The sequence below is a fragment of the Beijerinckia sp. 28-YEA-48 genome (assembly GCF_900104955.1).
Lineage (GTDB): Bacteria > Pseudomonadota > Alphaproteobacteria > Rhizobiales > Beijerinckiaceae > Terripilifer.
In genome coordinates this window covers 2,735,147-2,748,443 of the sequence record NZ_FNSI01000001.1, presented here as the reverse complement: position 1 = coordinate 2,748,443, position 13,297 = coordinate 2,735,147, and the positions used below count along the sequence as shown (strand labels likewise).

10 protein-coding genes are annotated in these 13,297 nt (G+C 62.3%); 3 read left to right on the top strand and 7 right to left on the bottom strand.

What is annotated here, in order from left to right; all coding sequences use genetic code 11:
* Positions 1-18 precede the first annotated feature (18 nt).
* The 3 genes from BLW50_RS12930 to BLW50_RS12920 form a co-directional block, all read right to left on the bottom strand.
* Positions 19-612 (bottom strand): TetR/AcrR family transcriptional regulator, encoded by a 594-nt coding sequence (locus tag BLW50_RS12930; RefSeq protein WP_090702823.1) that lies wholly within the window; start codon positions 610-612, stop codon positions 19-21.
* Position 613: 1 nt separating this feature from the next.
* On the bottom strand, positions 614-4,024 hold the full coding sequence (locus BLW50_RS12925; protein ID WP_090702820.1) for an acyl-[ACP]--phospholipid O-acyltransferase: 3,411 nt from the start codon (positions 4,022-4,024) through the stop codon (positions 614-616).
* 157 nt (positions 4,025-4,181) lie between these two features.
* On the bottom strand, positions 4,182-5,582 hold the full coding sequence (locus BLW50_RS12920; RefSeq protein ID WP_090702818.1) for a cation diffusion facilitator family transporter: 1,401 nt from the start codon (positions 5,580-5,582) through the stop codon (positions 4,182-4,184).
* 95 nt (positions 5,583-5,677) lie between these two features.
* Here BLW50_RS12920 and BLW50_RS12915 point away from each other — a divergent pair, with 95 nt between their 5' ends.
* Positions 5,678-6,118, top strand: coding sequence for a VOC family protein (locus BLW50_RS12915; protein ID WP_090702815.1), 441 nt, complete (start codon positions 5,678-5,680; stop codon positions 6,116-6,118).
* 74 nt (positions 6,119-6,192) lie between these two features.
* Here BLW50_RS12915 and BLW50_RS12910 read toward each other — a convergent pair whose 3' ends face one another.
* Entirely contained in the window at positions 6,193-6,495 is a 303-nt protein-coding gene (locus BLW50_RS12910) for a hypothetical protein (RefSeq protein WP_210186079.1), read from the bottom strand.
* 275 nt (positions 6,496-6,770) lie between these two features.
* Between BLW50_RS12910 and BLW50_RS12905 the strand changes: the two genes are divergently transcribed.
* Together BLW50_RS12905 and BLW50_RS12900 are read left to right on the top strand one after the other, a co-directional pair.
* Positions 6,771-7,202 (top strand): GlcG/HbpS family heme-binding protein, encoded by a 432-nt coding sequence (locus tag BLW50_RS12905; RefSeq protein WP_090702810.1) that lies wholly within the window; start codon positions 6,771-6,773, stop codon positions 7,200-7,202.
* 203 nt (positions 7,203-7,405) lie between these two features.
* On the top strand, positions 7,406-7,738 hold the full coding sequence (locus BLW50_RS12900) for a hypothetical protein (RefSeq protein ID WP_139267591.1): 333 nt from the start codon (positions 7,406-7,408) through the stop codon (positions 7,736-7,738).
* Positions 7,739-7,858: 120 nt separating this feature from the next.
* Here BLW50_RS12900 and BLW50_RS12895 read toward each other — a convergent pair whose 3' ends face one another.
* Genes BLW50_RS12895 through BLW50_RS12885 form a run of 3 tightly spaced genes read right to left on the bottom strand, consistent with a single transcriptional unit; the run spans position 7,859 to position 13,103 of the window.
* On the bottom strand, positions 7,859-10,969 hold the full coding sequence (locus tag BLW50_RS12895) for an efflux RND transporter permease subunit (protein ID WP_090702803.1): 3,111 nt from the start codon (positions 10,967-10,969) through the stop codon (positions 7,859-7,861).
* The gene (locus BLW50_RS12890) at positions 10,966-12,048 is read right to left on the bottom strand and encodes an efflux RND transporter periplasmic adaptor subunit (protein WP_090702800.1); all 1,083 of its coding nucleotides are present in this window, start codon (positions 12,046-12,048) and stop codon (positions 10,966-10,968) included. The genes BLW50_RS12895 and BLW50_RS12890 overlap by 4 nt, the downstream gene beginning before the upstream one ends.
* Complete coding sequence (locus BLW50_RS12885; protein WP_244544230.1) at positions 12,045-13,103, bottom strand: efflux RND transporter periplasmic adaptor subunit; 1,059 nt, start codon at positions 13,101-13,103, stop codon at positions 12,045-12,047. Before BLW50_RS12885 ends, BLW50_RS12890 begins: the two co-directional genes overlap by 4 nt.
* Between the last annotated feature and the right edge of the window lie 194 nt (positions 13,104-13,297).

Genomic DNA, 13,297 nt, shown 5'->3' with positions numbered 1-13,297 from the left:
AATGCAAGTTGGGCAGCTTCAGGGCACGCCGAGAGCTCGGCAGACCGCCTCGGTCAATTGCCCCCCATAGCTCTTCATCGGCTTGTCGAGACGCCCATAGAGCTTGAAAACCGCCGGTTGGATGACGGTTCCCAAGGCCATGGCGGCGGCGACATTGGCGTCGCCGACAATGATATCGCCGGATTTATGCGCCCGTTGCATAATCTGGCGCAATGTCTCGACCACATTGGCCTCGTCGCCGATCCCGGCCAGATGATCGTGCTGTTGGAGCAGAATGAAGGCGAAGACCGCCGGTTGTTCATCGAATAATGTGCAGAAATGGTCGACAAGCTGGCGCACAGTCTGCCGGAAAGACTGCTTGTGTTCGCCAATTTCAGCGATGGCCTCGGCCAGCGCGCCGTAGTGCAGCAGGAAGACCTCGCTGGCGATTTCATCCTTGCTGCGGAAATGCCGGTAGAGCGCGGCATCGACTATGCCCACAGCGAGCGCAATGTCGCGGATCGATGTACCTTCGACGCCTTTGTCGGCGAACAGGCGCAGGGCCTCGGCGAGGATGCGGTTGCGTGTTGCCGCGCCTTTGCGTAGCGGGATGGGGAGGGAGGCGGCTGTCATGTCAGACCGCTCCCGCGCTGGCCGTGACCTTCGCTTTCACCATCCGATCAAGCTCGACATAGTCGGTCTTGCCGGAGCCAAGCAGCGGCAGAGCCGGCACGATCAGAAGTTCGGACGGGAACATCAGTTCGTTGGCGCCGTGCGCTTTCATGAAGGTCTGCACCTCGGCGCGCGTGGCGTCGGTCTTGGTCGTCACCATGACGAGACGTTCACCCTTGCGCGCATCGGGCACGGCGACGACGCAGGGCGGATTCTCCGGCCACATCGGCGTGCACATCTGTTCGATACCGGCGAGTGAAACCATTTCACCGGCGATCTTGGCGAAACGCTTGGCGCGGCCCTTGATCGTCACGAAGGTCATCGGATCGATGGTGACGATATCGCCGGTATCGTGCCAGCCGCCCAGTGGCGGTTCCAGCACGCCCGGCTTATCGGCGCGATAATAGCCCATCATCACATTCGGGCCTTTGACATGCAGCCGGCCGCCCTCGGTGATGCCAGGCACCTCTTCGAGGCGATAGTCGATGCCAGGCAGCAGCCGGCCGACAGTGCCATTGCGGTTGAACATGGCGGAGTTCACCGCCAGCACGGGGGCTGTTTCGGTGATGCCATAGCCTTCGAGAATGCGCAGGCCGAATTTCTCCATATAGACCTTGCGCGTCGTCTCCTTCACCGGCTCGGCGCCGCCGACGAGATAGCGCAGCGAGCGGAAGTCATAAGGGTTGGCGGTGCGGGCATAGCCGTTGAAGAAAGTGTCTGTACCGAACAGCACGGTGGCATTGCTGCCATAGACCAGTTCGGGAATCTGCCGGTAGTGCAGGGGCGAGGGATAGAGATAGCACTTCATGCCCGACAGCATCGGCAACAGCATGCCGCCGAGCAGGCCGAAGGAATGGAACACCGGCAGCACGTTGAAGATGATGTCGGCTGGCGTGATGTCGAAGCGCGCGTCGATCTGGGCGATGTTGGCCATGAAATTGCGATGCGACAGCACGACACCCTTCGGCGCGCCTTCCGAGCCGGAGGTGAAAAGCACGACGGCCGGATCATCGGGCGAACGCTGTTCAAGCGAGTGGCCAGCGGTAAACAGCGAACGCAGCTTGTCGCCGGTGCCAACCGTGGCGGCGATATCCTCGAGGTGGATGACTTTCGTCGTCTTTGCCAGTTCAGCGGCGACCGCGCCGAGATTGGCCTTATCGAGAAAGGCGCGCGAGGTGAGGATAGTGCGCACCCCCGCGGCTTTACAGGCCGATTGTAGATTGGCGACACCGGCCGTGTAGTTGAGCATGGCGGCGACGCGCCCGGCCGACTGCAAGGCGAAGAAGGTGATGGCGACCGCATTGGCGTTGGGCAGCATCACGCCGACGCATTCGCCCGCCTGGGTCAGCGGCATCAACTTGCGGCCCAGGATGTCGGTGCGGATCAGGACATTGCGACCGTTGAGCTTGCCCGAGAGCGGGTCTTCCAGAACGATCTTCGATTTGCCGCTCTCGTGGATGGCATCGACGAGGCCTTTCATCAGCGTCTTGTCGATATCGGTGGTGCGGAAGATCAGATCCGACATCACGTCATAGAGTGCTGCGCCCGCTGCCTGGCGGCGCTTGCGGCCACGCAGGTCTTCCGGCAGCGTCAGTCTGCGCGGCTCAAGGAAGGTGACACGCACTTTCGGGAACAGGGTGCGGCGCACGAAGCCGCGCGGCAGGCGGGTGAAGGGTGTGCGTTCCAGGCCTTCCAGGCGCACCGGCACCACCATGGCGTTCGCCTTGTCGGCGATCATCGCCGCGCCGTCGTAGATTTTCATCAAGGCGCCGGTGACGGTGATGCGCCCTTCCGGGAAGATGACGAGGCGATGGCCGGCTTTGACCTCATTGATCAGGCCGCGCGTCGACAGCGGCTTGGTCGGATCCATCGGATAGGTGCGCGCGATGCCAAGGAACGGCTTCACCCACCAAGCCTTGGCGATCTGCCAGTCGATGGCGAAGACGGGCTTGTCGTCGAGCAGCGACAGGATCACCGGCGCATCGAGGAAGGACAGATGGTTGACGGCGATGACGCAGCGGTCGCCCGCCTTGGCGACATTTTCGAGGCCGCGCACTTCGATACGGAAAATCAGCTTGAACAACGGCCGCAAGGCGTCGGCCGCGAAAGAGCCCGGCAGGCGCGCGAACAGATAAACGGCGGCGGCGACATTGAGCACGCCGAGCAAGATCAGCAGCGCCGGCTCACTGACGCCAAACAGGCTCATTTGTAGGATGGCGGTGATCAGCGCGCCGCCGACCATGAACAGGGAGGTGACGATATTGACAGCGGCAACGACGCGGGCGCGTCGATCGACACCGGCCCAGGATTGCACGGCGGCGAAAGCCGGCACGACGAAGAAACCGCCGGCGACGGCAATACCCGCCACATCGATGGCGATGCGCAGGCCCGTGGCGCTGGCGAGGAACGTGCCGATGTCGATCTCGCTCGCCGCATGGGGCAGCGACAGGGTGGTCCAGCCGAGATCAATAAGGAAGGCGGCCATGGCGAGCGCGGCCAGCGGCACCGGCAGTAGCACGATGCGGCCATGGGCGACGATCGCCGCGCCAATGGAGCCAACGGCGATGCCGACAGCAAAGAGCGCGTTGATCACCGTCTCTACATCGATGCCCCCGCCGATGCGATGCTTGATGAGGACGGGGACGAGCGACAAGCACACGGCGCCGGTCATCCAGAACCAGCTGACCGCCAGGCCACCGATCCAGATGCGGCGATCATCGCGCAATTCGCTGGCGAGCCGCCACGTCGAGCGCAGGATGTTGCGGTCTGCCCGTAACTCTGGCGCTGCCGCCGCGGTCGGCGGAATGGCGCGGCTCGACAGCCAGCAGGCCAGCGCCACGATCATCAATTGCACGACGACGCCGGACGGGTCGCGACCGTGGGAGGCAGCATAGCCGCCGACGATGATGCCAAGCAGAATGGCGACGAAGGTAGCGCCCTCGATCAGCGCATTGCCGGCCGGCAGCTCGTGGGTCTTCAGATGGTCGGGCAGGATGCCGTATTTGATCGGCCCGAACAGCGCGGCGATCACGCCAAGGCCGAAGAGCGCCGCATAAAGCAGTGGCAGGGAAGCGAACCAGAAGCCGGCGGCGGCGACCATCTGGACAAAGATTTCCGCGAACTTCAGCCGCCGCGCGATCAAAGCCTTGTTGTGGGAATCGGCGATCTCGCCGCCGAGCGCCGAGAGGAAAATCGAGGGCAGGACGAAAATGCCGACCGCCAGGGTCACAAGCGCGCCGGTCTCTTCGGCGCCCAGTTTGAAGAGGATCAGCATCGCCAGCATGTTGCGGACGAAATTGTCGTTGAAGGCGGAGAAGAACTGACACCAGAACAGCGGCCAGAACCGGCGCGACGTCAAAAGCTCCCCGAACATGCCTGTCTCCCTGGATTTCGGCAGCCTGTGGCTTTCCGAAAAGTAAGTGAATATTCACTCACATATTTTGCGGCGACTGTCAATAAGGGGGCGGCCGCAAGGGCCAGTATCCAAGAACCAGTATCAAGAGCAGCTGTGAAACGGCGAAGACAGGCGCTCAGGCGCCGTAGGGCTCGGCGTGGCCGACAATGCGGGCGACATCGGCGAACTGGGTTTTGACCCTGCGGTCGAGAAGGTCGACCGCCTGGTGCACATCTTCGACGCTGGCCTCCGCCATGGCGCGGCAATGGTAGCTGATAATGAGCCCGGCCGGCGTCTGGCGGGCGCGGACGTCATGCACGTCCGAGATGATTTTCGAGGCTTGCGCCGCCTCTTGCAAAGTGGCGGCGATGCTGGCGGTGCGCGCAGCCGGGGCGTTCTCGCCGTGCAGTTCGCGGGCTTCCAGCGGCTCGATATGGCTGTCGACCTCAATCTCCGGTCCGAGTTCGTCGCGGATCGCCGCTTCAAGCTGCGAGGCGACATCATGGGCGGCGCCAAGCGTCATGCGGCCGTCGACTTCCAGGTCGAAGCCGATCGAGCGGATGCCATCGACCGTCTGCAAGGTGACGTGATGCACCATCAGGCGCTTGCGCGCGGCGGTGACCAGCACCCGTTCCAGCACGGTTTCATCGTCGAGGGCGCGCGAATTGGCGATCACTACCAGGGCGGCTTCGGGCAAAGCGGCGGTGATGCGCGCGGTGATTTCGTCCTTGATCGACATGATGCGTTCGACCGGCAGGGTGCGCGCAACGGCTACCGCTACTTCGCCGATCAGCGCGGCGCCCGACTGGCGCAGGCGGATATCCTCGACATTGGCGACGCCAGGCACGTGCCCGACGATTTCGCGCACCTGCTCGGTGAGCCCGTCGGGCGCCTTGTCCATCAGGGTGTCGATGGTGCGCCGGCCGAGCCTGTAGCCGGCGATGAAGATGAAGACAGCGACGCCGATGGCCGCGTAACTATCGCCCCGCTGGAAACCATAGCTTACTGCGATCAGCCCGAGGCTGACGCAGACGGAAGCGACGAGATCGCTGGAAAAATGCATGGCGTCGGCGGCCAGCGCATCGCTTTTGGTTTCGCGCGCGATTTTGGCGAGCGAGCGCCAGCGCACCGCATCCACCACGATCGAGGCGCCGAGGACAGCGAAAACGATCCAGCTCACCTCGACGGGGGCGGCCGCATGGCCGCTCAGCCGCTGAATGGCTTCGTAGAGCACGCCGCAGGCCAGCACGATCAGCAGGCCGGTTTCGGCCAGGGCCGCCACCGCTTCCACCTTGCCGTGGCCGTAGTGGTGTTCGGCATCTGCGGGGCGGTCGGCGGCGCGCACGGCGAACCAGGTCAGGATCGTGGCGCCCGTGTCGATGAGGCTGTGCAGGGCTTCCGAGAGCAGCGCCAGCGATCCCGACAGAAGCCCGGCGACGAGTTTGCCGATGGTCAGCAAGGCGCTGGCGGCAACGGAAGCCGCTGCTGCGCGCTGTTTGCGGGCCGCGGCATCGTGGGAGGCGTCGGTGGCGGTCATACTGGCGTCAGCACCCTAATTCTTCCATACTGGTCCCTCTCATACGCAACTTTGCGCCGGCCGGAAATCCGCCGGCGGTCGTTCTGGAGTCTTGCATGCGCTATTTGCACACGATGGTTCGCGTCGCCGACATCGACACCTCGCTCGATTTCTACTGCAACAAGCTGGGGCTGGTGGAAGTGCGCCGGATCGAGAGCGAGCGCGGACGTTTCACCCTGATCTTCCTGGCGGCTCCGCAGGATGCCGAGGCGGCCAAGGTTAATCAGGCGCCGCTGGTCGAACTGACCTACAATTGGGACCCGGAAGCCTATGCGGGCGGCCGCAATTTCGGTCATCTCGCCTATCAGGTCGATGATATCTATGCGGTCTGTGACAAATTGATGAAGGCTGGCGTCACGATTAATCGTCCGCCGCGCGATGGCCGGATGGCTTTCATCCGCTCGCCCGACAATATTTCCATTGAACTCTTGCAGAGCGGCGCCGAATTGCCGCCGGCCGAGCCGTGGACTTCGATGCCCAATACCGGCGTCTGGTAGCCAAACGGATCAACTGAAAACAAAAGCCCCTCGCGATGGTTTCGCGAGGGGCAATTTTTTGGAGCGCTTACAATTTACCAGTAGCGCCGACGGTAGTAGCGCGGCCGATAGTAACGGGGCCGATAATAGTAGCGGGGGCGATAATAATAGCGCGGCCGGCGGTAGTAATAAGCGCGCGGGCGGCGATAATAATAATATTGTGAGTCTTGTGCGCCTTCGGCCGGCACGTCGGCATCGGCGGCAACTTCGGGGGCTTGTTCCGGCTTCACGGCTGGGCGTGGCGCGGCCGATGCTTCATCGCCAGCACCGAGCATGGGCACCAGAACGGCGGCGCCGCCAGCGGCGAAAAGCGCTCTGAGAAAATATCTGCGATCCATACCTATCTCCTTTTCGCGGTTTCCCGCCCATACATATGCTTCGCCGCCAGCAAATGTTCCTCCAGTGCGGCCAGGATGGCAATGAATTTTGTCAAAGATGTGCGTCAGCGCACATGGCAGGCCGATCTTGCGTCCATCAAACCGTTCAAAGCAGGCTATCCGTACCGCCGATCACAGGGCGCGTAATTGCTACGCCGAATGATCGTGGCCCGAGGATCGACGCCCTGGCTCGATTGTGCCAAAAAGTCTTCAGGTCCATTCAACAGGGGAACCAGATGTCAGACCTTACGCTCGCTCAAGCCCAGACCATAGTCCACGACGCGCTCGCCCATGCCCGCCAGGGTAAGTTCAATGCCCTCGCCATTGTCGTGCTTGACGCGCGCGGCGCGCTCAAGGCCAGCGCGGCCGAGGATGGCACCAGCCTGATGCGTTGGAAGGTCGCCTTCGGCAAAGCTTACGGCGCGGTCGCCTGGGGCGCCGGCAGCAAGCGTATCGAGAAGCTGGCGGCCGATCGCCCGCAATTTTTTAACGGCGTCGCTCATCTGGCCGACGGCGGCATCCTGCCGGTCGGCGGTGGCGTGCTGATCCGCGACAAGGACAATCGTATTCTCGGCGCCGTCGGCGTTTCCGGTGACACGTCTGACAACGACGAGCTGGCCGCTTCAACCGGCATCGCCGCAGCAGGTCTTGTCGCCGACGGCGGCTAAGCAAAATCGCGTTTCTATCGAAACACAGATTTGCTCTGGTGCACCGCAATAGCCCAGAAAAGACCTTATTCCCTGCGTTTTGCGTCATGTTACCGTCAGCATTCGTCTTTAAGACACAGGCTCAAGACCAACGGATCCGGTTTTGTTAATCGGATCCGGCGGGGGCTGTGGGGGCCGAACGAGATCTAGAAATGGAGAGGCACATGGAGATCGAAGAGATCGTCGCAACATGCTCGCTTCCCCCGGTCGCATCCGCGGCTGTTCGCTCGATCGGCGGCGACTTCAGCAAACGTATGAACCTGCTGGCTGCGGCGGCGGGTATGTCGGACGGTGAATTCGTAGCCTCTATGGTGCGGAACTTTGGGGAAACTTTTGACGACTGCGATCGTCGCGGCCTGAAACGGGTCATGAAGCGGTCGCCTATGCCGGTGCTGACTGGCCTGAAATTGATCGTCGAGTCTGCTCTTGACGATGAAGGCGAGGCGATATGGCGCCGCGAGGAACGTGACGCCGGCAGGGATTGCACCCACTACTGAGGCATCGCCTCACCGACAAAACGAAACGGGCGAGATCACTCTCGCCCGTTTCGTTTTGCGACCCTGTTGAGGCCAACATCCCGGGCCTGATCACATCATGCCCCTATCAGGCTTGACGGCTTACAACGCTTGGGCGTGGCTGACGCTCCCTTCCGGCAGGGGCGGCGGGTTCGTCTCGGCCTCCGCCGGCCGCGGCGGCTCCTTGATGCGGAACCAGGCGACATAGAGAGCCGGCAGGAACAAGAGTGTGATCACGGTGCCGGCGATAATGCCGCCCATCATGGCATAGGCCATTGGTCCCCAGAACACTTCGCGCGCGATGGGAATAAGCGCCAGGCTGGCTGCCGCCGCCGTCAGAGCGATTGGGCGCATTCTATGTTCCGACGCCTCGATGACGGCGGTCCATTTATCGATGCCCTCCGCGACCAATTCCTCGATCTGCATGAGCAGGATCACCGAATTGCGGATCAGGATGCCGATCAAAGCCAGCACGCCCAGAATGGCCACGAAACCCAGAGGGGCGCCGGAAGGCACCAGGGCTGCGACAACACCGATCAACCCGAGCGGCGCCACGGCGACCACCAGGAACAGGCGCTGGAAGCTCTGCAGCTGGATCATCAGGATCGTCGCCATGACGAACAGCATGAGCGGTACGACGGCGGCGATTGGCCCCTGGCTCTTGGCGCTCTCCTCGGCGGTGCCGGCGATGTCTACCGCATATCCGGGCGCCAGTTTCTCGCGGAAAGCCCGCACGATTGGCTCGAGTTCCTTCACCACCGTATCGGGCTGCACCGCGCCAACGACGCCGGCCTTGACTGTGATCGTCGGCAACCGGCCGCGCCGCATGATGGTGGGCTGCTCCAGGCTGTATTGCAGCCGCGCGATCGCCGCGAGCGGGATCGACTCGCCGTTGCCGGCTGGAATCTGCAGATTTTGCAGGGTCTCCAGTGAACCGCGTTCGCTCGCTTGCGAGCGGCCGATCACATTGATGAGATAAGTGTGGTCGAGCACCTGGGTGATCGTCACGCCGCCGACGATGCTGTTGAGCGACTGGGCGATATCCTGCGAGGAAATGCCGAGCTGGCGCGCCTTGTCCTGCATGACATCGACGCGCACGACCCGCGCCGGCTCGATCCAATCGTAGGTCAGAAGGCTCAGGTTCCTATTGCCATCGATAGCGCCAGCGAAGCTCATGGCGAGCGAGCGCACTGTCTCGATGTCGGGACCGCTGATGCGATATTGAATCGGCCGGCCGACGGGCGGCCCCAGCTCCAGCGTTTTGACCAGCACGTCGGTGCCGACGAATTGCTCCCGCGCGATTTTTTCCAGCCGCGGCTGCAACTGGCGGCGCGCCTCATAGCTCTTGGCGACGATGACGATCTGGCCGAAATAGGGGTTTGGCTGCTGGACGTCGAAGGACAGCACGAAGCGTCCGGCGCCTTGGCCGATATAGGTGCTCCAGTGATCGATATCGGGATCGCCCTTCAAGGCTATCGCCTCGAAGCGTTCCATCTGGGCGCGCGTTTCGGCGATGGAGCTGCTCTGCAGTAAATTCCAGTCGACGATCAGTTCCGGGCGGTCGGAGGAGGGGAAGAACTGTTGCTGCACCAGCCGCATGCCGACGAGCGACGCTAGAAAGAGCAAGATCGTGGCGGCGATCGTGATCCAATGGTTGCGCACGGACCAGATCAACGCCCTGGAAAACAGTTTATGGAACCGGCCGGGTTCGTGAGAGTGCTTCTTCATCGTCTCCGGCAGCAGGGTGATGCCGATCAGAGGCGAGAAAATCACCGCGACAACCCAAGAGACGAGCAGGGAAACGGCCAGCACAACGAACAGAGTAAAGGTATATTCGCCGGCGCTGCTCGAATTGAGCCCGATCGGAATGAAGCCGGCGACGGTGACCAGCGTGCCGGTGAGCATCGGAAAGGCCGTGGACGTATAGACGAACGTCGCAGCTTTACGCAGTGAATCCCCCAGCTCCAGCCGGGTGACCATCATCTCCACGGCGATCATCGCATCGTCGACGAGGAGACCAAGCGCGATGATCAGCGCGCCGAGCGAAATGCGCTGCAGCGAAATGCCCATATATTCCATCACCACGAAGGTGATGGCGAGCACCAGCGGGATCGACAGCGCCACCACCATGCCGGCGCGCACGCCCAGGCTGATAAAACTGACGGCCAGCACGATGATCACGGCTTCGAAGAGGGCGCGTGTAAAGCCCGACACCGCTTCTTCCACCACCTGCGGCTGATCGGCCACCAGATGCACGCCAACGCCGATCGGCAGCTCGGCGGTGATCAGTTTCATCTCTGCCGATAACGCCTCGCCGAATTTCAGCAGATTGGCGCCGGGCTTCATGCCGATGGCGAGGCCGATCGCATCCTGGCCGTTGAATCGAAAGATCGCCGTCGGCGGATCGATATAGCCGCGCCGTACCGTTGCCACATCGGTCAGGCGGAAAAAGCGGTTGTTGACCCGCAGATTGATGTCCTTGAGGCTGTCTTCCGACGTGAACTGGCCGGAAACCCGCACGATGATGCGCTCAGGGCCAGATTGAATGACGCCCGATGGGGTGATCGCGTTCTGCGCCTGCAGGCTCTGGATCACCTGCTGCTGGTTGAGGCCAAGCGCGGCGGTCTGGCGCGTTGAGAATTCCAGATAGATCGCTTCGTCCTGCGCGCCGATCAGGTCGACCTTGCCGGCATTGGGAACCGTCAGAATGCGCGAGCGCGCGATCTCGACATAGTCGCGCAATTGCCGGGGCGTCACCCCGTCCGAGGTGAAGGCGTAGATATTGCCATAGACGTCGCCGAACCGGTCGTTGAAGAACGGACCTTGCACCCCTTGCGGGAAATTGGCCCGAATGTCGTTGATCATATTGCGGACTTCGACCCAGGTCGGCCGCACCTTGGCGGCCGGGGTATCCGCTTTCAGATTGACGAAGATAACCGACTGGCCCGGCGTGGTGATGGAGCGGGAGTAGTCGAGCGTGTCGAGCTCTTCGAGCTTCTTTTCGATGCGATCGGTCACCTGCGTGACCTGATCGTTGATTGAAGCGCCAGGCCAGTTCGCCTGGATGAGCATTGTCTTGATGGTGAAGGCTGGATCTTCCTCGCGGCCGAGGTTGAGATAAGAGAAGACGCCGGCCAGCGTGAAGACCAGCATGAAATACCAGATCATCGAACGGTGATCGAGCGCCCATTCGGAGAGGTTAAACCCTTTCACGGCTGTTCCCCTACGTTGGCGATCTTCACTTTTTGGCCTGGTTTCAAACTATGCACGCCGGCAATCACCACACGCGTTCCCGGCGCGATCCCGCTGCCGACCGTGACCGTGTCGCCATCCTTGTTCGCCACATCGATCGGCTGCAGGGCAACCGTCGACGTGGCGGGATCGACGGTCCATACCGATGTTTTGCCGTCCTGCTCCACCAATGCCGATAGCGGCACGAGGATCGACGGCTTAATGGCGACATCGCGCGTCACATTGACTGTCGATCCGAGACGAAATCCCGCTGGCGGGTCCGTCAGATTGAGTTTCACGCGGCGTGTTCGCGTGATGGCATCGGCTTGCGGCGCGATTTCATAGACAGTGCCGATTGCCTTGACCGTCGACGCGGACTGCAAAACCACATTGAACTCCGCGCCAATCGCTAGATCGCTCATCAACTGATCGGGAATATCGACCACGGCGATCCGCTGGTCGGAGCGCGCCACCGTCACCACCATCTGGCCCGCCGAGACGACTTGGCCGACCTCGGCGCCGACAGCGGTGACAACGCCGTCGAAGTCGGAATAGAGCTGCGAATAGGTCAGTTGTTCTTCGGCTTTGGCCAAGGCTGCTTGCGCCTGTTCGACACCGGCCTTGGCGGAATCGCGCACCTGCAAGGCGGAGTCATAGGTGGCTTGCGAAGCATTCTTGGCTTGGAGCAAAATTCGCTGCCGCTCCTCATTGCCTGAGGCGTTGGAGAACTGCGCCTCGGCACTGGACAGGTCAGCCCGCGCGGCCTGCACTTGGAGCTGCAAGGTCGTCGGATCGATCGAGGCGATCGTCGCGCCCTTGGTCACCACGTTGCCGATATTGACGTTACGCGCGATGAGGCGGCCGAGCAGGCGGAATGATAAGGGGGCGCTGATGCGTGGCTCGATCGATCCGACGAACCCCTGTTCGCTTTGGGTGCGCGGCTGAATGACAACGGACAGAACCGGCCGGATGATCTCAGGTTGGTCCTTCTTCTTGTCGTTGCAGGCGGCCAGCGGCAGGGCCAGCGTCAACGCCAGCAGGGGAAGGAGCTTCCTCTTCATGGCGCGCTTCCTTGTGCGATCTCGACGATCTGGCCTGGCCGCAGCAGTTGCGTGCCGGCCGCCACCACGCCCTGTCCGTTGGCCAACCCCTTGCTGATGGCGACATTGCCGGAGTTATAGGTGAGCACGGTAACAGGCGTCAGCGTCACGGCGCGCGTCGCCCTGTCGATGGTCCAGACCGCCGGCGCGCCCCTGTCCGAGAACAAAGCCTCCCACGGCAGCAGCACGGCCTGGGCGCCGCGCAAAGTGGTCGAGCCGGCGACGGCCGCACCGAGCGCCATGTCCGGGGGCGTATTGGGAATGGTGACCTTGACGCGGATCGTGCCCGACGTTGAATCGATCACCGGCGCCACCTCGCGCACGGTGCCGAGCGCCTTGATACGTGGGTCGCTCAGCAGGGTCACCATGACCTGCGGATCGGGAATCGACGAGGCGACTAGAGCTTCATCGACATTGAAGACCGCATCGCGGTCCCCGTCTTCCGCAAGGGTAAAAATGGTCTGCGCGGCTTGTACCACTTGTCCGGTCTCGACGCTGCGTGCGGTGATGATCCCCGCCTTCTCGGCGCGCAACTCCGTATAGCCTAGGGCGTCCTTCGCGTTTTGCAGTTGGGTCTGCGCCGATTGCAGAGCGCTTTGCGCGACGCGCATCGCTTGTTCTGCCTGATCATAGTCTTTTCGCGTGGTGAAGCCCTGGTTGAGCAGGGTTTGCTGACGCTGGTAGGTGGTGGTCGTCTGCGTCACCTGCGCCTGGGCCGAGTCGACAGCAGCCTGGGCGGAGCGAATATCCGATTCCTGCTCTTGCGGATCGATACGGGCGAGCAGCATGCCGGGGGTCACGTGATCGCCGACTTCGACAAAACGTTCGGCCATGCGGCCGCTGGTGCGAAAGGAAATCGGGTTTTCGATTCGCGCGGCGATGACGCCTGTCAGGGAGATCGTGGGCGTATAATCGGTTAGCGTCGCATCGACGGCGCGCACGCGCAGCAGTTGCTTTTGGCTGGTCGCCGCCTTTTCTTGGCAACCCGTCAGCGCCAATGCCGCGACGGCCGCCAAAAAAAACGAGACGCGTCGAGGTCCCAGCTTGTTTCTTCGGCCTGTCGGCCTTGGCCAGCTTCGCACCCGGTTCATCCTCTCGCCATCCGCCGATCCAATCTAGGCCAGATGTTCGCACGAGGTAAAGCGGGCGCGGCCAAGGTTGTGGATGGACATCCTTGGCGCAAATGTCGTCGAAATGTCGTCTTGCTTCC

What these genes read in the sequence shown, in the direction of transcription:
- BLW50_RS12925 (WP_090702820.1), bottom strand. Translation starts at nt 4,024, where the DNA reads ATGTTCGGGGAGCTTTTGACGTCGCGCCGGTTCTGGCCGCTGTTCTGG.
- BLW50_RS12890 (WP_090702800.1), bottom strand. Translation starts at nt 12,048, where the DNA reads ATGAAGAGGAAGCTCCTTCCCCTGCTGGCGTTGACGCTGGCCCTGCCG.
- BLW50_RS12920 (WP_090702818.1), bottom strand. Translation starts at nt 5,582, where the DNA reads ATGACCGCCACCGACGCCTCCCACGATGCCGCGGCCCGCAAACAGCGC.
- BLW50_RS12930 (WP_090702823.1), bottom strand. Translation starts at nt 612, where the DNA reads ATGACAGCCGCCTCCCTCCCCATCCCGCTACGCAAAGGCGCGGCAACA.
- BLW50_RS12905 (WP_090702810.1), top strand. Translation starts at nt 6,771, where the DNA reads ATGTCAGACCTTACGCTCGCTCAAGCCCAGACCATAGTCCACGACGCG.
- BLW50_RS12900 (WP_139267591.1), top strand. Translation starts at nt 7,406, where the DNA reads ATGGAGATCGAAGAGATCGTCGCAACATGCTCGCTTCCCCCGGTCGCA.
- BLW50_RS12910 (WP_210186079.1), bottom strand. Translation starts at nt 6,495, where the DNA reads ATGGATCGCAGATATTTTCTCAGAGCGCTTTTCGCCGCTGGCGGCGCC.
- BLW50_RS12915 (WP_090702815.1), top strand. Translation starts at nt 5,678, where the DNA reads ATGCGCTATTTGCACACGATGGTTCGCGTCGCCGACATCGACACCTCG.